Consider the following 24,825-nt stretch of genomic DNA (forward strand, 5'->3'; position numbering starts at 1 on the left):
CAAGAGTAGTTTATAAAAGAAAAGCCCGCGACCTGTGGGCACGGGCTTTGGCTTTCGCTGTTCTGCTATTCGCGTGATCAGGCGGCGGGAAGGGTCATGGCCTTCGGCATTTCCGTATCGATTCCGAGCAGGAAATTGATCTGCGGGCGCGCCTTGACGAGATCGTCGATCGAATATTCCGCGAGAACATCGAAGAAGGCATTGAGCGCCTTGCGCAGCGCCGAGTTCAGGCCGCAGCTATCCACAAGCGGACACTCAACGGCGCCGTCCTCGAAGCATTCTGCCATGGCAAAGCTGTCTTCGGTCACGCGCACCACGTCGAACAGGCTGATCTTTTCGGCAGGCTTGCCGAGCCGCACGCCGCCATTGCGGCCACGCACGGTTTCCACGAGGCCCGCCTTGTTGAGCGGCTGCAGGATTTTGAAAAGGAACAGCTCAGATACGCCGTAAGCTCTGGCGATCTCTGGAATGCGGCTCAGCTTGCCTTCATTCGCAGCGCAATACATCAACATGCGAACGGCATAGTTGGTCTGTTTGGTCAAACGCATGCTGGTCTCCTAACTCTCAATGTGGAGTTATATAGTCTCTTTTTCAGTTTAGAACAATTCCAGAAACCGAAAAAACTGGCGGCCATTCGATATTTCTCGAACAGCCTTGTTGACCGCCTCAATGATTCATGAACAAACAAGTCAAGAATCTGAATGTAATGGAGGCATTCGTAATGGCAAGCTTGAAATCGTATTTTTCCGCTGCCGTTTTTTCAGGGCTGACGATCTTTTCCGGTGCGCCCGCAGCTTTTGCGGAAGGCGAGGTGAATGTCTATTCCTACCGCCAGCCTGAGCTGATCCAGCCGCTGCTCGATGCCTTCACGAAAGAAACGGGCATAGAGGCCAATGTTCTTTTCCTCGATAAGGGGCTGGTGGAGCGCATCCAGGCCGAGGGTGTCAATTCGCCCGCCGATCTGTTGCTGACGGTTGATATCGCCCGTCTCGTCGAGGCGAAAGAAGGCGGCGTCACGCAGTCGGTTCTGAACGATCCAGTGATCGAAAAGGACATCCCCGCCAATCTGCGCGATCCGCAGGGCGAATGGTTCGGCCTGACGACGCGCGGCCGGGTGGTCTATGCCTCGAAGGAGCGGGTGACCCAGAAGGACATCACCTATGAGGAGCTTGCCGACCCGAAATGGAAGGGCAAGATCTGCATTCGTGACGGCCAGCATTCCTACAATATTGCCCTGATCGCCTCGATGATCGCCCATCATGGCGTTGATTACACCCGCACATGGCTGACCGGGCTGAAGAACAATCTCGCGCGCAAGCCGGATGGAACCGACCGCAGCCAGGCGAAATCGATCTTTTCCGGCGAATGCGACATCGCGCTCGGCAACACCTATTATGTCGGCCTGATGCTGACCAATGATCAGGAGCCGGAAGAAAAAGTGTGGGCGGGATCGGTGCGGGTGATCTTCCCCAATGCCGGCGACCGCGGCACGCATGTGAATATTTCCGGCATGGCGCTAACGAAATATGCGCCCAACAAGGACAATGCGCTGAAGCTGATGGAATTCCTGGCGTCCCGCGAGGCGCAGGAAATCTACGCCAAGCAGGTCTTTGAATATCCGGTGCTGCCGGGTGCCGAGCCGTCCGATGTCGTCAAGGGCTTTGGCCCCATCAATCCGGACAAGCTGCCGCTGACGGACATTGCCGCTCATCGCAAGCAGGCGTCCGAACTGGTGGACGAAGTGGGTTTCAACGACGGTCCGACCAACTGACGCCATTCTCAAGGCATTCAACTCAAGTACCGGGATTATCGGGGGGTCAGTTGCCCGCCGGTTTGTTATCGAGTGAAGCGTTGTAATCGAGGATTGCTTTACGCCTTTCCGGTGTTCCCGGATGGGTGGAGACGATGCTGGTGCCGCCCTTGTCGCCCAGTTTTTCCTCAAGCAACGCGAAGAAGCGCTCGATGGCGGTGGGGTCGAGCCCGGCCTTGCGCATCAGTTCCACCGAGCGCTCGTCCGCCTGCCGCTCGGCATCGCGCGAATGGGATAGCGCCAGAAGACCGCCACCCTGTGTGAGAATATCTTCCATGGCTGAACCCACATCGCCGGCAATCAGCATGACGAGACCGGCGACACCGGCTGCGCGGTAAAGCTGTCGCAGGCTGTGCTCATATTCCACATGGCCGATTTCATGCGCGAGAACGCCGGTGATCATCTGCCTGTCGTCACCTGCCAGCTCCACCAGCTCATCCGTCAGTACCAGCGTTCCATCCGGCAGCGCGAAGGCATTGGGGCCGATATAACCGCCCTTGCGGAAATTCAGCTTGTAGTCCTCGGGCGAACCCTGCGCATGGGCGACGATCCGGGCAAATTCCGCGCGGATGGCATCCTGCTCCTCCTGCGGTAGTTCGCTTGCGGAGAAGACTGTCTGGTCGAAGGCCTGCATGGTACTGGCAGACATGATCTGCGGAACGATCGGCGGGGTGACCGCGACTGCCAGTTCGACGAGCGCGGGAAGCGCCAGCTTGTAGGTGCCATAGGCCAGAAGAACGGCGGTGGCGGTGATGCCGATCAATCGCGGGCGGAACTGTTCCAGCCAGTGCACGACGCCGGTACGTCTGGCGATATGCGCGTGCAGCAATCTGTCCACGCCGTCATTGTCACGTGTTTCGAACAGCGAACCATCGGGAAAATGCAACTCCCGGGGAATGGCGCCGACCCGGTGGCTGATCTCGACCGTTTTTATCTCGGCCTGGGTTCTGACGTGTTTGTCCTTCGCGTCGAGCACGAGAAGGACCGTGCCGCCAAGTTTTAGCCTGGCGGCGCTGGAAAGGCTGGAGCGAGCGGCATGCCACTCGCCCGAAACGGTCTCTCCGGTATCAGAAACCAAATTCGAAACCTTCCATATCCATATATTCGGCGCTGACGGCGGCCCCCGTCGCTTCCATCGAAGAAAGGACCTCGCCCACATCGCCGTTGAAGCGGATCGCGGTGCGCTCCACGGTGTAACGCGCTTCGCGCACCGCCGCCCATGGCCGCATCAGGCCGAGTGTGAAAACGGTGACAACAAGGTTGGAGATGACGATCCAGAGGTAGCGCCCGCGATGCAGGTCGCTGTGCAGGTCGTGCTTTCCATCCAGCAGCATGGACGAAATAACGACGTTGCGAACGCCGGTGCGATAGACGACGCCCGCGAGGCCATAAACCAAAAATGCGCCGAAAAGGCCGACATAGAGGGAGGCAAGCGCGGTAACCATGGCGGCCGTCTCGTCTTCGAGGATCGCACTATTGGCCGCAAAGGCGGCAATGCCGAAGAAACCGACCACGATGCTGCCAATCACCACCATGATCGCAGGAATGATCCAGACCCGGTAAAGCGCGCTGAGCTTCGGATCGGCACTGAAAGGCCGGTCACCGTAACGCAGGTTGCTGAAAATGTAGCGGTTTGCCCAGCGGCTGGACAGTGGCGCCAGAATGCCGAAGGAGAAAAGCGCGACGAGGCTGCCGAGCAGAATGGAGACGAAGGCGCCTCCCGCAGTGCCGACGAAATCGAAACGGACATTGCGATAGCTCGTCACCCGCGCATTGAAACGAATGCTGCGCGTGATTAGCCAGGGAAAGAAGATCATCAGCAGGATCGCCGGCACGAAGACCAGAAACGGATGGATGAGGCCAACAAGCTGCGAGACGACGATGAAGGCAAATGCAATCAACCGACCCTTGAAGATTTGCCCGCCGGTGGCGTGATAACCGAAAGCGCGGCCGGCCAGCACGGTATTGCCATTGAAATAACGCTTGCGGCGTACCTTTGCCCAGGCGGAGTAGATGCCGATCGTGACGATCGTCAGCAGTATATTGACGATCCAGATTCCAAAATATTCCTTGGCATTTCCACTGAACGAGCCACGTTCGAGTGCACGCTGATCCGCGCTGACTGAGATTTCACTCATAGTAGTCCCTCATGACATGCCCCTCTCCGGGCAGATTGAGTTTGCAGGCTTCCCCGTAGTCGTCGATTGGCAGCGTCCCCACGCCGCAACGGCTCTCTTACGCGATAACAGCTTTAAGTGGAATTATTTTGACGAAAGAAACTTGATTTTTTTAGTAATCTTTTTAATCAAAAAAGCCCCGCTGTTTTCGCAGCGGGGCTTTTTGTTTTGGTTACAGGCTTTTCGGCTTATTTCATTGTCGGCATGACGAATTCCGCACCCGACTTGATGCCGGAGGGCCAGCGTGAGGTGATCGTCTTGGTTTTGGTCCAGAACTTGATCGAATCCGTACCGTGCTGGTTAAGGTCACCGAAGCTCGAGGCTTTCCAGCCGCCGAAGGAGTGGTAGGCAAGCGGAACCGGGATCGGAACGTTGATGCCGATCATGCCGATGTTGATGCGGCTTGCGAAATCGCGGGCGGCATCGCCGTCACGGGTGTAGATCGCGACGCCGTTGCCATATTCATGCTTCATCGGCAGTTCCAGCGCATCTTCGTAATTCTTGGCGCGCACGACGGACAGAACCGGTCCGAAGATTTCCGTCTTGTAGATGTCCATATCAGGCGTGACGTGGTCGAACAGGCAGCCGCCGACGAAGTAGCCGTCTTCATAGCCCTGCAGCTTGAAGTCGCGGCCATCGACCAGAAGCTTCGCACCCTGCTCGACGCCGCTGTTGATCAGTCCCTGAACGCGTGCCTGCGCTTCCTTGGTGATAAGAGGACCCATATCGGCCTTGTCGTCGGTATAGGGGCCGATCTTCAGCGCTTCGATCTGCGGGATGAGCTTCTCAATGAGACGGTTGGCCGTCTCTTCGCCGACCGGAACCGCAACGGAAACGGCCATGCAGCGCTCGCCGGCCGAACCGTAACCCGCACCCATCAGTGCGTTCACCGCCTGATCGAGATCGGCATCCGGCATGATGATCATGTGGTTCTTCGCGCCGCCGAAGCACTGCGCGCGCTTGCCGTTCATCGCGGCAGTGCCATAGACATAGCGGGCGATCGGCGTCGAGCCGACGAAGGAAACCGCGCCGATATCGGGATCGGTGAGGATGGCATCGACAGCGCCCTTGTCACCATTGACGACGTTGAGGATACCGGCGGGAAGACCGGCTTCGATCATCAGTTCGGCAAGGCGGATCGGCAGCGACGGATCGCGCTCGGAAGGCTTGAGGATGAAGGCGTTGCCGCAGGCGATCGCCGGTGCGAACATCCACATCGGGATCATGCCGGGGAAGTTGAACGGCGTGATGCCGGCACCGATGCCGACTGGCTGGCGGATCGAATACATGTCGATGGCTGGGCCAGCGCCCTCGGTGAATTCACCCTTCTGCAGATGCGGAATGCCGCAGACAAATTCGCAGACTTCAAGGCCGCGAATGATATCGCCCTTGGAATCCTCAACAGTCTTGCCATGTTCGCTGGAAAGCAGCACAGCCAGCTCGTTCAAGTCCCGGTTCAGAAGTTCGACGAATTTGAAAAAGACGCGGGCGCGGCGCTGCGGGTTGGTGGCAGCCCATTTCGGCTGTGCAGCCTTGGCGCTTTCAACGGCGGCGCGCAGTTCGGCGTCGCTCGCAAGCGCAACGGTTGCCTGCACTTCGCCGGTCGCCGGGTTGTAGACATCAGATGTGCGGCCGCTGGTGCCGGGCACATGCTTGCCGTTAATGAAATGACCGATTTCCTTCATGGGTAATCCTCCGCGATTTTTTGATGGGTGCAGCATTGCACTTGAATTTGTACAAAGCAATGAACTCGGATAAGAAACCGTTGTGCGTAAATTAAAGCCCGATGAGCATTTTGAGGCGTTTCCTGATCCGGCATGGCGAGTTCGCCAGTCAAAAAAGAAAGTCAAAAGATGGCAAGCGATGAACCTGTCGTGAGGATGGCTGAAATAGAAATCGATCCGACCCATCTGGAAGCCTATCGCAGATTGCTTGCAGAGGAGATCGAGGTTTCTGTCCGTCTTGAAAATGGCGTGCTTGCATTAAATGCGGTGGCGATCAAAGGCAGCCCGGAAAAGATTCGCATCCTCGAAATCTATGCGAACCAGGCGGCATATGAGGCGCATCTGCAGACGCCGCATTTCCTGAAATATAAAGAGGGGGTGGCGGGAATGGTGACATCGCTGACTTTGATCGAAGTTGAACCCGTAATGATGCGCAGCAAGCCATGAATTGGGATGACGTCCGCATATTCCTTGCCGTTGCCCGCTCCGGGCAGATTCTAGCCGCATCGAAACGGCTCGGTCTGAACCATGCGACGCTTTCTCGGCGGCTGACGCTGTTGGAGCAGGCGCTGAAGACCCAGTTGTTTATCCGCCGGACGAATGGCTGCGAAATGACCGAGGAGGGTCAGCGATTTTTGGGCGCTGCCGAGCGCATGGAAACCGAAATGCTGAATGCGCAGGCCAATCTCGGCCGTGTCGACACAGCGGTGGCTGGAACGGTGCGCATCGGCGCGCCGGATGGTCTTGGTGTCTCCTTTCTCGCGCCACGGCTTGGTCGCCTGACGGCCCGTTATCCAGACCTGAAAATCCAGCTTGTACCGGTGCCGCGCTCCTTCTCTTTGTCGCAGCGCGAGGCCGATATCGCGATCACCATCGAGCGGCCGGAGCAGGGCAGGCTGATGTTTTCGAAGCTCACCGATTATTCGCTCGGGCTTTATGCTTCCGCGGATTATCTGGCCGAATATGGAACGCCGGCGGATGTCGAAGCGCTCAAGCGCCATCGTCGGATCGGTTACGTGGAGGACTTAATCTTCTCGCCTTCCCTGAACTTCACTGGTGAGATCATGCGCGACTGGGATGCCGCCTTTGAAATCTCCAGCGCCACCGGCCAGACGGAAGCGGTCCGGTCGGGGGCGGGCATCGGCATTCTGCACAATTACATTGCCGGGCAGTATCCTGAACTTCTGCGGATCATGCCGCATCTCGGTATCATCAGGTCCTACTGGACAGCCTATCACGAATCCGCCCGCCAATTGGTTCGTGTCCGCACCGTCGTGGATTTTCTTCAGGAACTCGTTGCCGAAGAGCGAGGAATCTTCACCTGAGGTCGATAGGCCGATCTATTAGTAATATTATTGCTCACGGCAGGCGCTCCGGGCTTGACAAATGATGGCCGGCTGGACGACCAATGCAGCCAATGGGAGAGGACGGAACCTGACATGCCGAATATGATACGAAAGCTTTCGCCGACTGGCCTCGGCGTGGCCGTCATGCTGCTTGGAATGCTGCTTTTTGCGCTGAACGACGCCATGGGAAAATGGCTGGTATCGACCTATAGCCAGGGGCAGGTCATCCTGATCCGAAGTGCTGCGGCCCTTGTCATCCTCGTTCCCATCGTCTGGCGAGCAGGCCTTTCCGGCCTCGTAAAGGTCGAGCGGCCCGGACTGCAGGTGGCGCGTGTCTTCTTCTCCACCGCAGAGCTTTTCTGTTTCTATTTCGCGGTTGCCAGCCTGCCGCTGGCAGATGTCATGACCTACTGGCTGGCAGCGCCGATTTATGTAGCGGCTCTGGCACCATTTCTGCTCGGGGAAAAGGTTGGCTGGCGCCGGTGGACGGCCATCGCCATCGGTTTCGTCGGCGTTCTCATCGCGCTGAAACCCAGTTCGGCAAGCCTGACCTCCGCCGCGCTGTTCTCCATTCTCGGCAGTGCGGCCTTCGCTTTCATGATGTTGTCCGGACGCCAGCTACGCAACACGCCCGATACCGTGCTCGCCTTCTGGCAGATCATCGGCGCGGCCATTGCGGGGATTGTCGCGGTTTTCCTGACGCCGTCTGGATGGTTGCCGGTGCAGTCCAGCTTCGATCTGGCGTTCCTCAGCCTGCTTGGCGTTGTCGCCATGGCGGCGCACGTGCTGGTCAACCGGGCTCTGAAGCTTGCCGATGCTGCGACCGTCGCGCCGCTGCAATATACCTTGCTGCTCTGGGCGGTTATCTTCGGCTGGCTGTTCTTCGGCGACGTACCGCAGGCGAGCATCGTCGTCGGCGCAGGCCTGATCGTTCTATCCGGTCTCTATATTTTCTTTCGCGAAAATACCATCAAGCGCCGCCGCGAAATCGCTGAAAGACTGGCTGCAGAGCAGGTCTGATCCTGTTTTGTCTGCCGCGGCAATCATCACAGGACTTGACGAAGACGTGATCTTCAGGGAGTAAGAGAAGGTCCTGCGATCATATGTCTCGCATGGACAGAGGAAACAAAGGTGCCGGGCCCCTCTGGCGAGAGTTTTACGGCGCTCTCGCGATGTCGGTACCGCCTGCAAAATTGGCCGGCGGATTAAAAACTATGAAAAACCTGAATGTGCTTCGCGCGCGTGCTTTCTGCGTGCGGGCTGATGCTCTGCATCTGCCCGTGAACGTCCTCGTTATCGGAGGTGACCGGACATGAGCGCCGCCCAGAAAACCACGCTTTCCTACTTCAAGTGGGCTTTTATCGTCACCATCGTCGGTTTGATCCTCGGCGGTTATCTCGGCTGGGAAATGACCGGAACGGTCAGTGGCACAGCGACGATCTTTTTCATCTGCGCGGTGCTTGCCGTGCTGGAAATTTCGCTGTCCTTCGACAATGCCATCGTTAATGCCAATAAGCTCAAGGATATGACGCCGGTGTGGCAGCACCGCTTCCTGACCTGGGGTATCCTGATTGCCGTTTTCGGCATGCGTATCGTCTTCCCGCTGTTGATCGTGGTCGTTGCCGCCAATGTCGGCCCCTGGACGGCAATCGTCATGGCGGCGACGCAACCGGAACGTTATGCGGAAATCATGCGTGACGCCCATCTGCCGATTGCGGCTTTTGGCGGCACCTTCCTGATGATGGTCGGTCTCAACTTCTTCTTCGACCATGAAAAGGACGTGCACTGGGTGCGTTGGATCGAGGAAAAGGCTGCGACCTATTCCTCCGTCAAGGGTATCGAAATCGCCTTCGTGCTGGTCGTCATGCTGGTCTTCTCCCGCATCATCGGCGCCAGTGACAATCCGGAACTCGGTCCGGTCGCGGCCAACACCTTCTTCCATTCGGCGGTTTGGGGTCTCTTGACCTTCCTCCTGGTGGAAGTCGTCGGCGGTATTCTCGACCGTAGCCAGGAAGTGCTGCAAGGGGCTGCAAAAGGTGGCTTCGGTGCGTTTCTTTACCTCGAAGTGCTGGATGCCAGCTTCTCCTTCGACGGCGTGATCGGTGCTTTCGCACTGACCCAGAACCTCTTCATCATCGCCATCGGCCTCGGCATCGGCGCCATGTATGTGCGCTCGATGACGATCATGCTGGTTGAGAAGGGAACGCTTGCCGAATACCGCTATCTGGAACACGGCGCTTTTTACGCGATCCTTATCCTGTCGGTCATCATGTATGTGCAGACCATGTTCCATATACCGGAGGTCATCACCGGTCTTGGCGGTGCGACCCTGATCGGTATTTCGCTCTGGTCGTCGATCCGGCATAACCGGCAGCAAGGTGCGAATGCCGCTGATGCGGCCCGTGGGGCGGAAATCTGATCCCGAACGATCCTTGCCTTCCGCTGTTGCGGCGGAAGGCAGTTTTTAAGCACTGAATTCCTGTTTGCTTATTTCTATTGCAAATCGTCGTTTGCAGAAAATCTAGCCATGGCACCGCTATTGCACGGCAAGTGGTTGTTTTTTCTCGTATTTGTGCGCCGCAATAAAACTGGCACGCTTCCTGCTTCTCTTGTTTTAAGTCCAGAGGGGACGTGGGAAGCCCGAAAAACGGGTCCAAAAACACCGCCGCGCTGTTCGACCTGTCAGGTCCACAACAGCGCGGCGGTTTTGTTTGTGGCCGTATGGTTCTTGAGTTTTGCCTTCCGTTGCTGGAAAACGATAGGACAACGACTGGAAGGTTGACCGGCTTGCCTGCAGAACTTTCGCCCACGGAGGCCCTGGGGCTTTGGCATCGCCTCTCCATGGCGCAGGTCAAAGCCGATGCGCCGGATTTGACCTTGCGTCAGACCGCCATTCTGCTGCAGATTTATCTTGTGCCGCCGCCGCACACCGTTCGCGGTCTCGCAGCAATGCTGGGCGTGACCAAGCCGGTCATCACCCGCGCACTTGATAGTCTCGGTGCGCTCGGGCTGGTCGACAGGGTGAGGGATGAGCGGGACAGACGCAATGTTGTGATAAAACGCACCGTCACAGGTGCGCTCTATCTGGAAAAATTCGGCGATCTGATTATTGATCAGGCGCGTAAGATCTAACTTTGGACGTGAAACCCATGATGCTTGACCGCCGCCTGAATGTCTTCCGCTCTGACCTCGCCGATGAAAAACTGCAAGGTGTGGTGCAGGCCGACCGTTTCGTCAGTGGTTCTCCCGCGCAAGTCGCCGTTCCCGTCATTGGCCTGCGACCGACGCCAGACTTAGCCTCCGGTATCGATACGGAGCTTTTGTTTGGCGAAACTGTTCGTGTTTTCGACAAAGCGAACGGCTGGGCATGGGTGCAGGCGGATGCCGATGGTTACGCGGGTTACCTGCCGGAAACCGCTATCGGGGATGTCGTTGCCGCCACCCATCGTGTCGTCGCGCCGCGCACCTTTCTCTATCCTGCCGCTGAACTGCGCAAGCCGCCGGTCGCGGCGCTTTCCATGGGCAGCCTTGTTCGCATCGTCGGCGAGGCCGAGACGCGCGGTACCCGCTATCTGATGACTGAAAAAGGTGAGGGCATCATCGCCGCCCATTGCCGTGCAGTCGGTGATGCTCTCGAAGAGGATTATGTGGCGATAGCACTGCGCTTTATCGAGACACCCTATCTGTGGGGCGGACGCTCCGGCCATGGCATCGATTGTTCCGGCCTCGTGCAGCTTTCCATGGCAATGGCGGGCCGGCGGGTTCTGCGCGATACCGACATGCAGGTGAAGTCGCTCGGCGTGGAGATAGAGCGCGACGAATTGCGCCGCGGTGATCTTGTTTTCTGGAAGGGCCATGTCGGCCTCATGGAAAACGAGGAAACGCTGTTACACGCCAATGGCCATACGATGAATGTCGCACGCGAAAATCTCGATGCGGCCATCGAGCGTATCGGCTGGCTTTATGAAAAGCCGACGGCTTTTCGGCGTCTGGAAGGCTGAGAAAGCCGTTTTCACGAAATCGTGCCCGCCCCGCCCTTTGTAGGAAGGCCGTCAACGGCCTACATCGGATGAAGGATGGTACGGGATCGGCATCGATGAAGACAAAAACGGCGACAAAATTGGCAGCGTTTCTGACGGCGGTTCTATTGAGCGCCTCGGCGCAGGCGCAGACCGTTTTCCAGAATGGCTTTGCCCCGGCGCCCGATGCCTATGCGAACCTGCCCGGCGTCAAAGACCCACGCACGCTGCAGCCCAAGGTCCGTTATACCTGCCACAGCGAACTTGGAAGAACCGGATATTCCCGCGGCGCCTACCGCGATGTTTTCGGCAGCCGGGGACTTCCCGTTCAGGGTTATCGCTGCACGGATGAAAACGGCATTTCCAGCTTCGGTGGCAGAAATCCGGTCTCGAAGGACTGGTATCCCGGCATCAATCCCGTCGACCCGACCTTCTGAGGCAAAGGGATTGAGCGCCTCTGCTCGAAAAGTGCAGTACGCTTTTCGAAAAATCTGATGCGCGAGCAAAACTAAGGCCCTCTGCCGTCGGTGCTCTGGACTTGTTGTCGCTTTTTCAGATAAGTCTTTGCCATGACAGGTTGAGACCTGCCGAGGTACGGGGTGACGTCGGGTCTCGGCCGATGTTGGGGAATGCGAGCATGACGAAGACCGATATAGCCACCCGTGTCCACAATCACACCTGGAAGCTCGATCCGATCGTCCGCAGCCTGATCGATACGGATTTCTACAAGCTATTGATGTTGCAGATGATCTGGAAACTCTATCCGGAAGTCGACGCGACATTTTCCTTGATCAACCGCACAAAGACGGTGCGGCTGGCCGAAGAGATCGATGAGATGGAACTGCGCGAGCAGCTCGATCACGCGCGCACCCTGCGTCTCTCCAAGAAGGAAAATATCTGGCTCGCGGGTAACTCCTTTTACGGTCGTTCGCAGATTTTCGAGCCGGAATTCCTCTCCTGGCTTTCGAGCTATCAATTGCCGGAATATGAGCTTTTCAAGCGTGACGGGCAGTATGAGCTGAACTTCCATGGCCGCTGGATGGATACGACGCTCTGGGAAATTCCGGCGCTGGCGATCATCAATGAACTACGCTCACGCAGCGCCATGCGCTCACTCGGTTATTTCACGCTGGATGTCCTTTATGCCCGCGCAAAGGCCAAGATGTGGGAAAAGGTCGAACGGCTGCGGGAGCTGCCGGGCCTGCGCATTTCCGATTTCGGCACCCGCCGTCGCCACAGCTTCCTGTGGCAGCGCTGGTGCGTCGAGGCGCTGAAGGAAGGCATTGGACCGGCTTTCACGGGTACGAGCAATGTCCTGCTCGCCATGGATTCCGATCTCGAAGCCGTGGGTACCAACGCGCATGAATTGCCGATGGTCGTTGCAGCACTTGCCCAGACGAACGAGGAACTGGCCGCCGCCCCCTATCAGGTTCTGAAGGACTGGAACCGGCTTTATGGCGGCAACCTGCTGATCGTGTTGCCTGATGCCTTCGGTACGGCAGCGTTTCTGCGCAATGCGCCGGAATGGGTGGCTGACTGGACTGGTTTCCGTCCAGACAGCGCGCCGCCCATCGAAGGCGGCGAAAAGATCATCGAGTGGTGGCAGAAGATGGGCCGCGATCCGCGCAAGAAGATGTTGATCTTCTCCGACGGTCTCGACGTCAACGCCATTATCGACACCTACCGGCATTTCGAAGGCCGGGTGCGCATGAGTTTCGGCTGGGGCACCAATCTGACCAATGATTTTGCCGGCTGCGCACCGAAGACCATCGCCAGCCTCAAGCCGATCTCCATCGTCTGCAAGGTCAGCGACGCCAATGGCCGGCCGGCGGTCAAGCTTTCGGATAATCCGCAAAAGGCGACGGGCGAACCGGCCGAAGTGGAGCGTTACCTGAAGTTCTTCGGCGAGGAAGACCATAAGGAACAGAAGGTTCTGGTTTAATCGAGACTGGGCGGTCCGGTGAACGAAGCGCCCGTGGAAGCAAATTACTTCGCGAATTGATGGGCGATGTAATGGAACAGCGCCCGGATACCCTGCGCCTCGCCGCCGATCGACGAGTGATGCCTCTCGCTCAACGACCAGCCGTAAATATCGAAATGCGCCCAGCGCTTGGTATTGGTCACGAAACGCTTGAGAAACAGGGCTGCGGTGATCGAACCGGCCATGCCGCCTGACGGCGCGTTGGTGATGTCGGCTGCGCGCGAGCGGATATCCTTGTCATATCCCATATAGAGCGGCATCCGCCACAGCGGGTCGTCGATATCGATGCTGGCTTCCGCGATGTCATGGGCCAGGTCTTCGTCATCGGTATAGAAAGGCGGCAAATCCGGGCCGAGAGCAACACGGGCGGCACCCGTCAGCGTCGCCATGTCGATCATCAGGTCTGGCGCGTCTTCATCGGCATAGGCTAGAGCATCCGCTAGAACGAGACGTCCCTCCGCATCGGTGTTGTCGATCTGCACCGTCAGTCCTTTGCGGCTTTTGTAGATGTCGCCGGGGCGGAAGGCATTGGAAGAGATGGAGTTTTCGACGGCTGGTACAAGCACACGAAGATCGACCGGCAGCTTCGCATCCATGATCATCAGTGCAAGACCGAGAACATTGGCCGCTCCGCCCATATCCTTCTTCATCAAAGCCATGGAGGCAGCGGGTTTGATATCGAGACCGCCGGTATCAAAGCAGACACCCTTGCCGACGAGGGTAAGACGCGGATTGCCCTTCTTGCCCCAGTTCATCTCAAGGAGGCGCGGCGCGCTTTCGCTGGCGCGGCCAACGGCGTGGATCAGCGGGAAGTTTTCCTTCAATAGATCGTCGCCGGTGGTGACGCTGACCTTTGCCTTATAGTGAGCGGCAAGGGCACGGAAGGCGATTTCAAGCTCATCCGGTCCCATGTCATTGGCTGGTATATTGATGAGATCGCGCGCAAGGAAAACGCCGGCCAGAATGCGCTTGATCTCACCGTCTTCCGCATCCTGCGGAATGAGAAGCTTTGCCCCATTGGTCTTGTTGGTTCTGTATTTGTCGAAGCGATAGCTGCCGAGGCCGAAGCCGAGCGCCAGGCGGTTGGCGGTCAAGGGCGCGGTTTCGATGTGCCATTCGCCTTCCGGCAGTTCACGGGCGAGTTTCCCGGTTATGAAGGGAATTTCGGATGGATTGCCGCCAAGCCCAAGAAGCGCGCCACCCAGCGAACCGTCGGCGGAAGGCACGAGCAGGATGGCGCCTGCTTCTGCCTTGAACCCCGCCTTTTTCGCCCAGTCCAGAGCGACAGGATCGATGGCGCCCTGTTCGATATGGGCTGGCGTGACGGCGAAAACCGGCAAGGTGTTACCGGCTTTTGAACTGAAGGGGGTGGGGCGTTCGATGAACTGATAGGGCGCCATTGTATGCTTCCGTTGGTGCATCGGCCCGAAAATCGGAATGATTTTCGACAGGAACGATGCGCAGTTTCAAAGTGCCGGAGCGGCCTTTTACGCCCTCTCGGACGCGGCGCTCCAGTGTCGTGAATCGGTGCGATTAACGCTCTGTTAGGGTTAACAGATTATTGCTTTAGTGAAAGTTGCGTCATGTGAGTCTGTCGTATGTCGGGCGCAAGATCGATCATTTTTGGGCGGGGGCGCTGCCATGACTGCTTTTTCTTTGGGCGAAACAGGACGGACCGGGTTGCTGCGGGGAACGTGTCTGGTAGCGCTGGTATTGGCCGTTTCCGGATGTGCGAGCACCAACAAGCCTGATCGCATGTCGACCGGCTCAATTCCCACGGCCACGCGTTCCTACGACCATTTGAACATGGACCAGCTGCGGCAGGCGGAAGAGACCGCCGGCAAAGCCTATGAACGCAGCCCCAAGGACAAGTCAGTTGGCATGAACTATGCCAGCGTTCTGATGATGACGGGCAAGAACACGCAGGCGCTTGCCGTCATGCAACAGATCGCCATCGCCAACCCGGCGGATCGCGATGTACTTGCCGCCTATGGCAAGGCGCAGGCGGCTGCAGGCCAGCTGGAGCAGGCGTTGTCGACCATACAGCGGGCGCAGACCCCCGACCGACCCGATTGGCGCCTTTATTCCGCCGAAGGCGCGGTGCTTGACCAACTGGGCCGCTCGAACGAGGCCCGCTCGAGATACCGTCAGGCGCTCGACCTCAAGCCGAACGATCCAAGCGTGCTTTCGAACCTCGGCATGTCCTATGTCCTGTCGAGCGATCCCCGCACCGCCGAGACATATCTGCAATCCGCCATCTCGCAGCCCGGCGCCGATAGCCGCGTTCGCCAGAACCTCGCGCTTGTTGTGGGTCTTCAGGGACGTTTCGCCGAAGCCGAGCGTATCGCGGTTCAGGAGCTTTCCCCGCAGCAGGCGCAGGCAAATCTCACCTATCTGCGTGCGATGCTCTCGCAGCAGAATTCCTGGCAGCAACTGGCGAAAAAAGACGCAAAGCCTGCAGGCTGATAGGGTTAGGTATGGCCGCCGGTATGAGCGGACCTGCGATCTTGCCAGCAGGGATCGGAATATACCGCCGCGCAAAATGCCGGCGGTTTTTCTTTATTTGAATGTATCCATAACCCGGATGATGGCTGGCCCGAGAATGACGGCGATGAGCACCGGCAGGAAGAATATGATCATCGGCACGGTCAGTTTCGGTGGCAGCGCGGCGGCTTTCTTTTCGGCCTCGTTCATGCGCTCGTCACGGCCTTCCTGCGCCAGAACGCGTAGCGCCTGAGCCAGCGGCGTGCCATAGCGCTCCGCCTGGATAAGCGCCTGCACCACGCTTTTGACACCATCCAGCTGTGTGCGCATACCGAAATTCTCGAGCGCAATGCGCCTGTCCTGAAGGAAGGAGAGCTCCGCTGTCGTCAGCATCATTTCCTCCGCCAGTTCAGGTGACTGCTCGCCCACTTCTTCCGCAACACGGCGCATCGCGGCTTCCATCGAGACACCGGATTCTATGCAGATCAGCATCAGATCCAGCGCATCCGGCCACGCACGCTTGATCGACCCCTGCCGCTTTGTCATGGCGTTGGAAACGTAGATATTCGGCGCGTAAAACCCGATATAACCGAAAAGCAGAACCGCCATCAGCCTGACGACAAAGGCCTTGTCGGCAAGGTTTCCCAGAATGAAAACCCAGGTAACGGCAATGGCAAGAAAGGCGAATGGCAGGACGAACCGCGCGGCGAGAAATGTGTTGAGCGCATTCTGTGAACGAAAACCCGCTGCACGCAGCTTGTTCATCGTATTCGCGTCCGCAAGTGCTTCCTGGAGATTGAACCTTTCGACAATGCGGCGCGCGGATTTGTTGTTATTGCCGCGCAACGAGGTTTTTCCGTCTCTGGAGGTCGTTGCGAGGCGCTCGCGTTCGCGGCTGCGGATAACATCGCGTTCCGTCGACACCGCTTTCATGCGCTTGTTGAAGTCCTTTCGCTCGAAGAACGGCATGATGAGGGTGTAAAGGGTGGCAAAAACCGCAAGCGTGACCAGAATGGCAATGATCGTCTGCGGATCCGTCAGGCGGGAAACGAGATTTCCTGTCATGGCCCCGCCCTCAAATATCGAAATTGATCATTTGACGCATGATGAAAATGCCAATCAGCATCCAGATGCCGGATGCTCCGAGAATGATGTGCCCGCGCAAGTCGGTGAAAAGCACAGACAGGTAATCGGGCGACGTGAAGTGCACCAGCGTCATGACGATGAAGGGCAGCGCCCCAATGATGACCGCGGAGGCTTTCGCCTCCATTGAGAGCGCATTCACCTTGGCGCGCATCTTCTTGCGGTCACGCAGGACTTTGGAAAGATTGGACAGCGCTTCGGAAAGATTGCCGCCCGCCTGGGCCTGAATGGTGATGACGGTGCCGAAGAAACTAACCTCGAACAGCGGCATGGTCAGCATCATACGCTCGATTGCCTGCGGAATGGAAATGCCGACCTGTTGTGCATCGACGACCCGCTGAAATTCCGTTTTCACCGGCTCCTGGCCATCCGATGCGATCAATCGCACGGCGTCGTTCAACGGAAGTCCGGATTTGATCGACCGGCACATGACGTCCAGCGAATTGGGGAATTCCTCCAGGAATTTCTTCTGCCGCCGCTTGAGAAGAAACCCCAATACCCATCGTGGCAGGCCCAATCCCGCGACCACTGCTATAAGCAGAGCGATAAGCGGCGACAGACCATAGAGAATTGCGACGAAACCAGAGGCAACCGCCGCACCTGCGCTCAGAAGGTAGAACTGGCGGATCGAAAGCTGCAGGCCAGCCTGAACCAGTTTGTCGCGCAAACCGACATTCTTTGCCTTTTTTGCCTTTTCACTCTGTTTTTTTTCCATTTCCCGCAGGCTGTCCTGCATGGATTTACGGCGTTTGCCGAGTTCCTGGACACGGTCGCGTGCGGCTTTGATATTGGCGTGATCCGTTTCGGCGGCCTTGACCCGCTTGAAGCGGCTGGTGGTCTTTTTTTCGACCTCTATCTGCTGGAAAAGGAAGGCATAAGCCAGCGCTCCTGCCGAAATGGCGACAAGCACGGCCAGTAACAGGATTGTAGAGTCCATGGCAGTCGCTTTCCCTTAGGCTGTCTTTTCCATTTCATCGAGCGCTGCCGCAAGACGTTTCTCTTCGCCGTAGTAGCGTGCGCGATCCCAGAAATGCGGTTTGCTGATGCCCGTCGAAACATGTCTGCCGATCAGCTTGCCCTGCGCATCTTCGCCTTCGATTTCATATCGCATCAGATCCTGGGTAACGATGACATCGCCTTCCATGCCAATCACTTCGGTGATCTGCGTTATCCGGCGGGAGCCATCACGCAGGCGCGCCGCCTGAACGACGATATCGATCGATCCGGAGATAATTTCGCGCACCGTCTTGGCCGGCAGGGTAAAGCCGCCCATGGCGATCATCGACTCGATACGGCTGAGGCATTCGCGCGGCGTGTTGGCGTGGAGCGTCCCCATCGAGCCGTCGTGACCGGTATTCATGGCCTGAAGCAGGTCGAAAACCTCAGGTCCGCGCACTTCGCCGACGATGATGCGTTCTGGGCGCATACGAAGGCAGTTCTTGACCAGATCGCGCATCGTGATCTCGCCTTCACCTTCGATGTTCGGCGGGCGTGTTTCCAGCCTCACCACATGCGGCTGCTGCAATTGCAGTTCAGCCGTGTCCTCACAGGTGATGACTCGTTCGTCCCTGTCGATGAAACTTGTCAGGCAGTTGAGCAACGTGGTCTTGCCGGAGCCGGTGCCCCCGGAGATAACGATATTGCAGCGGACGCGTCCGATGATCTTGAGCAAGGTCGCGCCCTCGGGCGTGATTGCGCCAAAACGCACCAGCTGGTCGAGCGTCAACTTGTCCTTCTTGAATTTTCGGATCGTCAGCGCCGGCCCGTCGATGGCGAGCGGTGGCGCGATGACGTTGACGCGCGATCCGTCCGGCAGGCGGGCGTCGCATATCGGGCTCGATTCGTCCACGCGTCGGCCGACCTGGCTGACGATACGCTGGCAGATGGACAACAGCTGACCATTGTCACGAAAGCGGATGTCGGATTCGATGGTCTTGCCGCCGACTTCGATGAAGGTCTGGCCGGATCCGTTGACCATGATATCGGCAATATCGTCGCGGGCGAGAAGCGGCTCCAGCGGGCCGTAACCGAGAACGTCATTGCAGATATCTTCGAGCAGTTCTTCCTGCTCGGCAATCGACATGGCGAAATTCTTGATCGTGATGATATCGTTGACGATATCGCGAATTTCCTCGCGAGCGCTCTCCGCGTCGAGCTTGGCGAGCTGCGAAAGGTCGATCGTATCGATGAGCGCGGAGAAAACCTGGCTCTTGGTATTGTAATAATCTTCCGTGCGGGCACGTTTTTTCTGCGGCGATTGCGATGCCGCGTTGACCTGTCGCGCTGCGGGCGACTGGCCGGGCTCCAGCGTGTCGATCGCAAGAGGCCGAGTTTCGGCCGCCACCGCCGCCTGCATGGGTACAGCTGCGGCCAGATCCGGCTTTGTGCTTCTGGCTGGGCCTTCAGACCCGCGTTTTCCGAACATCGGCGTTTCCGTCTAAAGGCGCAGGGGCACACCCTATTTGCGCTTGAGAATATTCTTGAGTTTGTCCAGGCCGCCGCGTCTGCTTTTGCGCAGCACGGTGCGGCCCGTAATCGTATGGGCGATCTGTGAGAAGGTTTCCGCGATTTGGGATTTTTCATCCATCTCGCTGATCATGCGTCCGCTGTTGGCGGCATTGCCGAACAGCTGGGTATCGAATGGTATGATTGCGATGGGCTCGATTCCCAGCGGCTCAAAGAAGTCCGTCGGGGCGATCTCCGGGCGCTTTGGCACACCCACCTGATTGAGAATGAGGTGTGGCAACTTGTCGTTGGGCCGCAGTTTTAGCAGTGCGTCGAACAGGTTCTTCGTGTTGCGCAGATTTGCGAGATCCGGAACGGCCGTAATCACCACCTCGTCTGCTTCCGCAAGGACTGCCCGCGTCCAATCGCACCATTGGTGGGGAAGGTCGAGGACTGCAACTGGGGCACTACGCTGTAGAACCTCGAGTATAGGCAGAAAAGCCTGACGATCGAGATCATAGGTCCTGTCGAGAAGCGAAGGCGCCGCCAGGAGCGACAGATGGTCGGAACATTTCGTCAAAAGGCGGTCGAGAAACACCTCGTCCAGCCTCTCCGGCGAAAACACGGCTTCCGCCATGCCTTGGGCAGGGTCCTGATCGAAATCGATATTGGCGGTGCCATAGGCAAGATCCATATCGGCCAGAATTGTTTCCGTAGCGAACAGCGTGGAAATGCCGAAGGCGCAATTGTGCGCGATCGTTGACGAGCCAACCCCGCCTTTGGCGCCGATGAAGGCGATGTTGCGGCCGAGCGGTTCCGCCTCCGGATCGACGAAGATCGTCGCGATCGAGGCAAGCAGATCGGCCATGGTGACGGGGGCGACAAGATATTCAGAAATACCGTTACGGATGAGATCGCGATAAAGCGTGATGTCATTGTGTCGGCCGATGATGATGACACGGGTGGTGGGGTCACAAACTTCCGCCAGGGGGGCGAGATCATCCAGCAGCGAAGCGGGTGCGCTTGCCGTCTCCAGAATGATGAGATTGGGTGTGGGTGAGGCGGAAAACATCGTGGCTGCCGCGTTGATATCCCCCTTGGTCACCCGAAGGGTCACCTTGCTCATGCGCCTGTCACCGGACAATGCGTCCATGACGCCTTGCATATTGTCGCTGACACAGAAGGCATGGACGGAAATGCGGGGCAGGGGCCGCAGGCGATCCATATCGCCGGCGCGAACGGGCGCTTCGGCGTCAGTGCCGCTGTTTGACTTGATATCGTATTCTACAGCGCTCATCGTCTATCCTGCCGTAACAAATGTTGGAACCGCATCAGTCCGTCGCCGCCGTCGTGCTCTTGCCGCGGTAGGCGTCAATGACCACCGCGCGGCGCTCGGCATCGATCGGACTCATGCCCCGCGGGCCGACCAGATCCATGGGATTGGCAATCTGCGCGGCGAGATTACTCTGCGAAGCGCATCCGAAATTGTACCAGTTCTTGTTGGCAAAGGTGTTGTCCGAAAGGTCTTCGGGCCACTGACCGCATTGCCCGGTCATGGCGGTGACGGCGACATAACTCAGACGGATGGGCGCGGCGTCGCCATTCGGGGATGCCGCATAACGCGTTTCCATGATTTTGCCCGAGGGTACGCCAGCACCGGAAAGCGTAGAGCGGATCTGCTTCGCCATTCTTGAGGCCGCCGCCGAATTGGCCGATCCCGACGGTGTCTGAATATTGATGATACCGGTCGACATGGAGGCATAATTCTGGGCGAAACCACGGACGTTATCCGCCACTGCGGTGGTCAGCCGGTTGTCGCCCGCCGAAACCGGAATATCCAGCGAATGCTCCGCTTCCGACAGGGTGATCGGATGGCGAGTGCGATAATCATCGGGAATGGCATTGGTCGTCAGCGGATCGCGTGCGCAGCCTTGCAGCAGGCCGGCGGCGAGCGCAACCATGGAGACGAGACCGGCCCGTCTGAGAGAAGAAGAGGGGGTTATTTCCGGCATGACGTTTCCTGCCCTGATCGGGCTTGCTCTGAAGAGGAGATTTCGCGCGCGTGTCGTCATTTGTAGATGAACCCCACTGATCCCTGATAGGGCGCTGCCTGGACCTGGTCTTTTCGGCCATAGACCTTGTTGACGCGGTTCATGAAATACATGGCGGCATCGTTTTCCGGGTTGAAGTTGTCATCCGGCCGGGCAATCTGGTTGCGCGCAACAGGCCGCACCAGATAAGGCGTGGCGATGATGACAAGCTCCGTTTCGTTGCGGATAAAGTCCTTACTGCGGAAAAGCGTGCCGAAAATCGGGATTTTCGACATGCCCGGAAGTCCGGACATGGCCTGACGGACGTTGTCCTGAACAAGACCCGCGATCACGATCGATCCGCCGGACGGAAGTTCGACGGTTGTGGAGGTTTCGCGCTTGCGGACCGACATATAGGTCGAGCCGGGAATGTTCCGCCCATAGTTGCCGGTTACCACGTTGCCTTCATAGGTCGGCTCGGAGACATTGGTCTCAATTTTGAGACTTATTCTTCCCGGTGAAAGCACCACGGGTTTGAAATTCAGGGTGATGCCGTAGTCGACTGTTTCCGTTTCGCGGGTGATGGTCGGAGTATTTGTATCCTTGTCGAGCGTAACTTCCTGGGTTCCGGCGATCCGGAAATCTCCCCCCACATAGAACTTGGCCTGTTCACCGGAGATGGCGGTGAGACTAGGTTCCGCAAGGGTACGCACGACACCGGCCTGCTCCATGGCGTTGAGATAGCTGGCAAAGTTCAGAGAGCCGGAACCTATTGAACCGCTGGCTATTCGCGAGGCAGTGCTAATTGCATTCCCAAGATTGGACGGATTTGAGAACTCAAATCCGTTATTGCTTGTCGAGCTGCCGATGGAACCATTGAAGCCGAGCTGTTTCAACACCTGCCGGCTGACTTCGGCGACAGTCACCTTCAGTGTTACCTGATCCTCGCCCTCGATCGTCAACATGTTGACGATTTGCGATAATTGGCGTCGTTCGGCAAAAATAGCCGCATCGCCGCCATTGTCACCGCCGGTGAGTGATATGTTGCGGGTGGTGGCTTCCCCGCCCTTCAGAAACGCGTCGGCGAGCTGCACGGCACGCGCAGAATCCTGCGGCGTGCGCACAGATCCGGTAAGGACGATGTTGTCCGAAACGATTTCCACCTTGATATCCGACTCGGGAATAAAACGGCGGATATTCGCCTCAAGACCGGAGATGTCGCGCTCTACTTCAAGATCGAGGCTGACGATTTCGCGACCGCCCTCACCGAAAATGAAAATATTGGTCTGTCCCACCGTTTTTCCGAAGAGGTAAATACGGCGCGAAGTGCGTGTTACGGCATCGGCAAGGCTTGGGTCCGCAACGAGAATGTCGTGGGCATCCTCAGGCAGATCAATGACCAGCGCCTTGTTGAGGCCGAGCTTCAGGCGTTTGCGGATGCCTGACCCACTCTCGGTAATCCGCACGATACTTGCACTTTGTGCCGCAGCTTCGCCAAGGCGCAGAAATTCAGGCGAATGCGGGCCTGGAATGCCTGAAAAAGCTACGCAGAATGCAAGCCCGCCCAGCATCGATGAACGCAGGTGTTTTTTAACACGCCTTGTCATGAACCCCCCGGTCATTGTGATGCTCCTTGACTGCCCTTGACGATCGATCCGGACTTGATCACCTGAATTTCCGGCTGACCGGAGCCGCCGTTGAGAAGATAGCCCGCTGAAAGCGTATCGTTTTCCTGCGCGTCGGCGATCGAGCGCAGAGCAAGAGTGAGGCGATCCGCCATCTGCTGCGCCACCGTTATGATTTTCGCCTGTTCTGGGGTCAGTTCCAGAGTTGCAGTCGCACCGACGACGGCGGAAATGCCGTCCTCGCCTTCCTTTATCTGTTGGTCGATTGCGAGAACCCGGACATTGTTCAAAACATTCTCAGTGAGGAAATTGCCGTTATCGCCCTTGCGAACCATGATGACATCGACCCGGTCATTCGGAAGCACGAAACCGCCGGCGCCGGTGGAGACGGAAATTTCCGTGGCGACGGCGCGTTTTCCAGCCGGCAGAAGCGAAGACATGATGCGGGTGCTGGAATCGACGACTTTTTCCGGTCGTACCGGTTCACCCTCGAACAGGGGCAACCGCACAACAGCGCCGGTGAGTTCGGTGATCGCATTCGGGTTTTTTGCTTCGGTTATGAAATTATCGACGACATTGCCCTGCGGCCATGGTGTCCAGCGCATTGAACTATCGTTCAGGCGGCTGCCGACGGGCAAGTTGACGGAGGAAACGAGAACATTGACCGTCGGTTCCTTCTGGATAATCGTCTCCGCTTTTTCGATGACCTGCTTTGCGCCGGAAATCTGCATGGCGACGAGACCGGCAAGACCGGCAGCGACCAGGGCAACGGATAGAATGACGATACGCGACGGTTTCATGCTCGATCCTTGAGGGAATCAGGTTGCTCTCCCCTCAGGATGGCGTGTGATTGGTATAATTATGGTTAATATTATGCTTGGATTTGTGGTTAATGGGCCTTTAATCCGTGAACACTGTAACTCGTTCAGGAAAGACTGGCGATGGCGGCCTTTACAAGCGGCGCCTCACCATAGGTCAGAAGGCCGGCAATGGCGATGCCGATGCCATAAGGGATTTTTTTTGCCACCAGCAGGGAATCCGGAATGGGAATGCCGATCGCCATGATTTCCTGCGAGCGTGATCGCAAAAGCAGGATACCAAGCGTTAATACGCCACCTATGACGGTAACCCCGAGCAGGAATTCGATAAGCGAAGAGTTGAATCCATACCAGACCGTAGCTGCGGTCAACAATTTGGCGTCCCCACCGCCCATCACATTGGCCGCGAAGAGCGTAAAACAGGCAAAAAAAACAGCCGCCGCCGCTGCAATGCTCATTGCGAAAGTTTGCCATTCCATGCCCGTAAACGGTGCGATCACAAGGAAGCAAACTAGCAAGATGAGCGGTATTCTGTTCGGTATGGTCATGCTGAATAGATCGTTCAGCGCAGCAAAAGCGAGGCACAAAGGCAAGGTCAGAAAAATTGCTGCTACGACCATCGGATTAATCCTACAGAGGATTTGGTAAAAGAGTGGCAACAACGCAGGGAGGTTGCCTGAAAATACCAAGATGGCCGCCCTTTTTTAGGGGCGGCCATCTACAAAATTATGCGGAAATTACTTTCCAGATGCAGTGGCGGCAGTCGTCATCTTCGTCCCAATGTTCTTGAAAAGTGTACCGATTTGGCTGCCGACGGTCGTTGCGCCACCGATGATTGCAACGGAAATAAGCGCGGCGATCAGGCCATATTCAATTGCCGTGGCGCCGGATTCGTCCTTGAGGAAACGAGCGAAAATCTTGGTCATGAGTATCTCCTAACTCTTGTTTGGTTCAGCACGCCGACAACTGTTTTCCGTTGTTCGGTTGCGTTCAAACTACATCCGAGCGATTTCCAAGCACTTAAAAAAAAGGCTTAATCTAAAGTAAACGGCATGATGAGTTTCTCTTGGTAAACAAAGATAAAAAGTATTGCCCGTATTTTTATATTTGCTGATAAACAAATATATTCCGCTGCGAGGGAATTCCCATTTTTGGAAAGCTACTCCCTCAATGGAACATATATGTCCAATTTTGATGCAGACCGGTTGGGGCGAAAAATGACT

24 protein-coding genes are annotated in these 24,825 nt (G+C 57.3%); 10 read left to right on the forward strand and 14 right to left on the reverse strand.

Translation table 11 applies throughout. The features are described 5' to 3' along the window. Nucleotides 1–77 precede the first annotated feature (77 nt). On the reverse strand, nt 78–548 hold the full coding sequence (rirA, locus tag FCH38_RS13530) for an iron-responsive transcriptional regulator RirA (RefSeq protein ID WP_142840815.1): 471 nt from the start codon (nt 546–548) through the stop codon (nt 78–80). A gap of 173 nt (nt 549–721) precedes the next feature. Between rirA and FCH38_RS13535 the strand changes: the two genes are divergently transcribed. After that, a complete protein-coding gene (locus tag FCH38_RS13535) occupies nt 722–1,771 on the forward strand; it encodes a Fe(3+) ABC transporter substrate-binding protein (protein ID WP_174374083.1) in 1,050 nt (349 codons plus the stop codon). A 46-nt stretch (nt 1,772–1,817) separates the two neighbouring features. Here FCH38_RS13535 and FCH38_RS13540 read toward each other — a convergent pair whose 3' ends face one another. The 3 genes from FCH38_RS13540 to FCH38_RS13550 all read right to left on the reverse strand — a co-directional run bounded on the left by FCH38_RS13540 (nt 1,818) and on the right by FCH38_RS13550 (nt 5,672). After that, nucleotides 1,818–2,888, reverse strand: a complete 1,071-nt coding sequence (locus FCH38_RS13540; RefSeq protein WP_174374084.1) for a M48 family metallopeptidase — start codon at nt 2,886–2,888, stop codon at nt 1,818–1,820. Next, nucleotides 2,878–3,948, reverse strand: a complete 1,071-nt coding sequence (locus FCH38_RS13545; protein WP_153515279.1) for a YjgN family protein — start codon at nt 3,946–3,948, stop codon at nt 2,878–2,880. The genes FCH38_RS13540 and FCH38_RS13545 overlap by 11 nt, the downstream gene beginning before the upstream one ends. Nucleotides 3,949–4,175: 227 nt before the next feature. Beyond that, nucleotides 4,176–5,672 carry a CoA-acylating methylmalonate-semialdehyde dehydrogenase gene (locus FCH38_RS13550; protein ID WP_174374085.1) on the reverse strand — a complete coding sequence of 499 codons (1,497 nt, stop codon included), beginning with the start codon at nt 5,670–5,672 and terminating at the stop codon, nt 4,176–4,178. A 168-nt stretch (nt 5,673–5,840) separates the two neighbouring features. Here FCH38_RS13550 and FCH38_RS13555 point away from each other — a divergent pair, with 168 nt between their 5' ends. From FCH38_RS13555 to pncB, 8 genes are all read left to right on the forward strand, one after another. After that, a complete protein-coding gene (locus tag FCH38_RS13555; RefSeq protein ID WP_174374086.1) occupies nt 5,841–6,158 on the forward strand; it encodes a putative quinol monooxygenase in 318 nt (105 codons plus the stop codon). Continuing rightward, nucleotides 6,155–7,036 carry a LysR family transcriptional regulator gene (locus FCH38_RS13560; protein WP_149898281.1) on the forward strand — a complete coding sequence of 294 codons (882 nt, stop codon included), beginning with the start codon at nt 6,155–6,157 and terminating at the stop codon, nt 7,034–7,036. Before FCH38_RS13555 ends, FCH38_RS13560 begins: the two co-directional genes overlap by 4 nt. 123 nt (nt 7,037–7,159) lie before the next feature. Beyond that, nucleotides 7,160–8,077 carry a DMT family transporter gene (locus FCH38_RS13565; protein ID WP_236776613.1) on the forward strand — a complete coding sequence of 306 codons (918 nt, stop codon included), beginning with the start codon at nt 7,160–7,162 and terminating at the stop codon, nt 8,075–8,077. Between the two features lie 292 nt (nt 8,078–8,369). Then, nucleotides 8,370–9,476: a DUF475 domain-containing protein gene (locus FCH38_RS13570; RefSeq protein ID WP_149898282.1), complete on the forward strand. Its 1,107-nt coding sequence runs from the start codon at nt 8,370–8,372 to the stop codon at nt 9,474–9,476. Between the two features lie 368 nt (nt 9,477–9,844). Then, complete coding sequence (locus tag FCH38_RS13580; protein ID WP_149898284.1) at nt 9,845–10,189, forward strand: MarR family transcriptional regulator; 345 nt, start codon at nt 9,845–9,847, stop codon at nt 10,187–10,189. Nucleotides 10,190–10,206: 17 nt separating this feature from the next. Continuing rightward, nucleotides 10,207–11,058, forward strand: coding sequence for a C40 family peptidase (locus FCH38_RS13585; RefSeq protein ID WP_174374089.1), 852 nt, complete (start codon nt 10,207–10,209; stop codon nt 11,056–11,058). Nucleotides 11,059–11,153: 95 nt separating this feature from the next. After that, nucleotides 11,154–11,513 carry a hypothetical protein gene (locus FCH38_RS13590; RefSeq protein ID WP_149898286.1) on the forward strand — a complete coding sequence of 120 codons (360 nt, stop codon included), beginning with the start codon at nt 11,154–11,156 and terminating at the stop codon, nt 11,511–11,513. Between the two features lie 200 nt (nt 11,514–11,713). Continuing rightward, nucleotides 11,714–13,018: a nicotinate phosphoribosyltransferase gene (gene pncB, locus FCH38_RS13595; RefSeq protein ID WP_046799208.1), complete on the forward strand. Its 1,305-nt coding sequence runs from the start codon at nt 11,714–11,716 to the stop codon at nt 13,016–13,018. Nucleotides 13,019–13,062: 44 nt separating this feature from the next. Here pncB and FCH38_RS13600 read toward each other — a convergent pair whose 3' ends face one another. After that, entirely contained in the window at nt 13,063–14,457 is a 1,395-nt protein-coding gene (locus tag FCH38_RS13600) for a leucyl aminopeptidase family protein (RefSeq protein WP_174374091.1), read from the reverse strand. A 241-nt stretch (nt 14,458–14,698) separates the two neighbouring features. On the opposite strand from FCH38_RS13600, the gene FCH38_RS13605 reads away from it, so the two are divergent. Further along, a complete protein-coding gene (locus FCH38_RS13605) occupies nt 14,699–15,523 on the forward strand; it encodes a tetratricopeptide repeat protein (RefSeq protein ID WP_236776612.1) in 825 nt (274 codons plus the stop codon). Nucleotides 15,524–15,616: 93 nt separating this feature from the next. Here FCH38_RS13605 and FCH38_RS13610 read toward each other — a convergent pair whose 3' ends face one another. The 9 genes from FCH38_RS13610 to FCH38_RS13650 form a co-directional block, all read right to left on the reverse strand. Further along, nucleotides 15,617–16,606, reverse strand: coding sequence for a type II secretion system F family protein (locus FCH38_RS13610; RefSeq protein WP_153515270.1), 990 nt, complete (start codon nt 16,604–16,606; stop codon nt 15,617–15,619). 10 nt (nt 16,607–16,616) lie between these two features. Next, nucleotides 16,617–17,621 carry a type II secretion system F family protein gene (locus tag FCH38_RS13615; RefSeq protein WP_149898290.1) on the reverse strand — a complete coding sequence of 335 codons (1,005 nt, stop codon included), beginning with the start codon at nt 17,619–17,621 and terminating at the stop codon, nt 16,617–16,619. 15 nt (nt 17,622–17,636) lie between these two features. Next, entirely contained in the window at nt 17,637–19,109 is a 1,473-nt protein-coding gene (locus tag FCH38_RS13620; RefSeq protein WP_174374092.1) for a CpaF family protein, read from the reverse strand. A gap of 33 nt (nt 19,110–19,142) precedes the next feature. Beyond that, nucleotides 19,143–20,426 carry an AAA family ATPase gene (locus tag FCH38_RS13625; RefSeq protein ID WP_174374093.1) on the reverse strand — a complete coding sequence of 428 codons (1,284 nt, stop codon included), beginning with the start codon at nt 20,424–20,426 and terminating at the stop codon, nt 19,143–19,145. A gap of 34 nt (nt 20,427–20,460) precedes the next feature. After that, nucleotides 20,461–21,141 (reverse strand): CpaD family pilus assembly protein, encoded by a 681-nt coding sequence (locus tag FCH38_RS13630; RefSeq protein ID WP_149898293.1) that lies wholly within the window; start codon nt 21,139–21,141, stop codon nt 20,461–20,463. A gap of 56 nt (nt 21,142–21,197) precedes the next feature. Beyond that, complete coding sequence (locus FCH38_RS13635) at nt 21,198–22,781, reverse strand: type II and III secretion system protein family protein (protein WP_149898294.1); 1,584 nt, start codon at nt 22,779–22,781, stop codon at nt 21,198–21,200. Continuing rightward, entirely contained in the window at nt 22,778–23,584 is an 807-nt protein-coding gene (gene cpaB, locus FCH38_RS13640) for a Flp pilus assembly protein CpaB (RefSeq protein ID WP_149898295.1), read from the reverse strand. The genes FCH38_RS13635 and cpaB overlap by 4 nt, the downstream gene beginning before the upstream one ends. Before the next feature lie 125 nt (nt 23,585–23,709). Continuing rightward, complete coding sequence (locus tag FCH38_RS13645) at nt 23,710–24,222, reverse strand: A24 family peptidase (RefSeq protein WP_153515267.1); 513 nt, start codon at nt 24,220–24,222, stop codon at nt 23,710–23,712. A gap of 117 nt (nt 24,223–24,339) precedes the next feature. After that, nucleotides 24,340–24,528 (reverse strand): Flp family type IVb pilin, encoded by a 189-nt coding sequence (locus FCH38_RS13650; RefSeq protein WP_153515266.1) that lies wholly within the window; start codon nt 24,526–24,528, stop codon nt 24,340–24,342. Nucleotides 24,529–24,825: the final 297 nt, after the last annotated feature.

The sequence above is a fragment of the Agrobacterium tumefaciens genome (genome assembly GCF_013337285.1).
In the GTDB taxonomy this organism is placed as follows: Bacteria; Pseudomonadota; Alphaproteobacteria; order Rhizobiales; family Rhizobiaceae; genus Agrobacterium; species Agrobacterium burrii.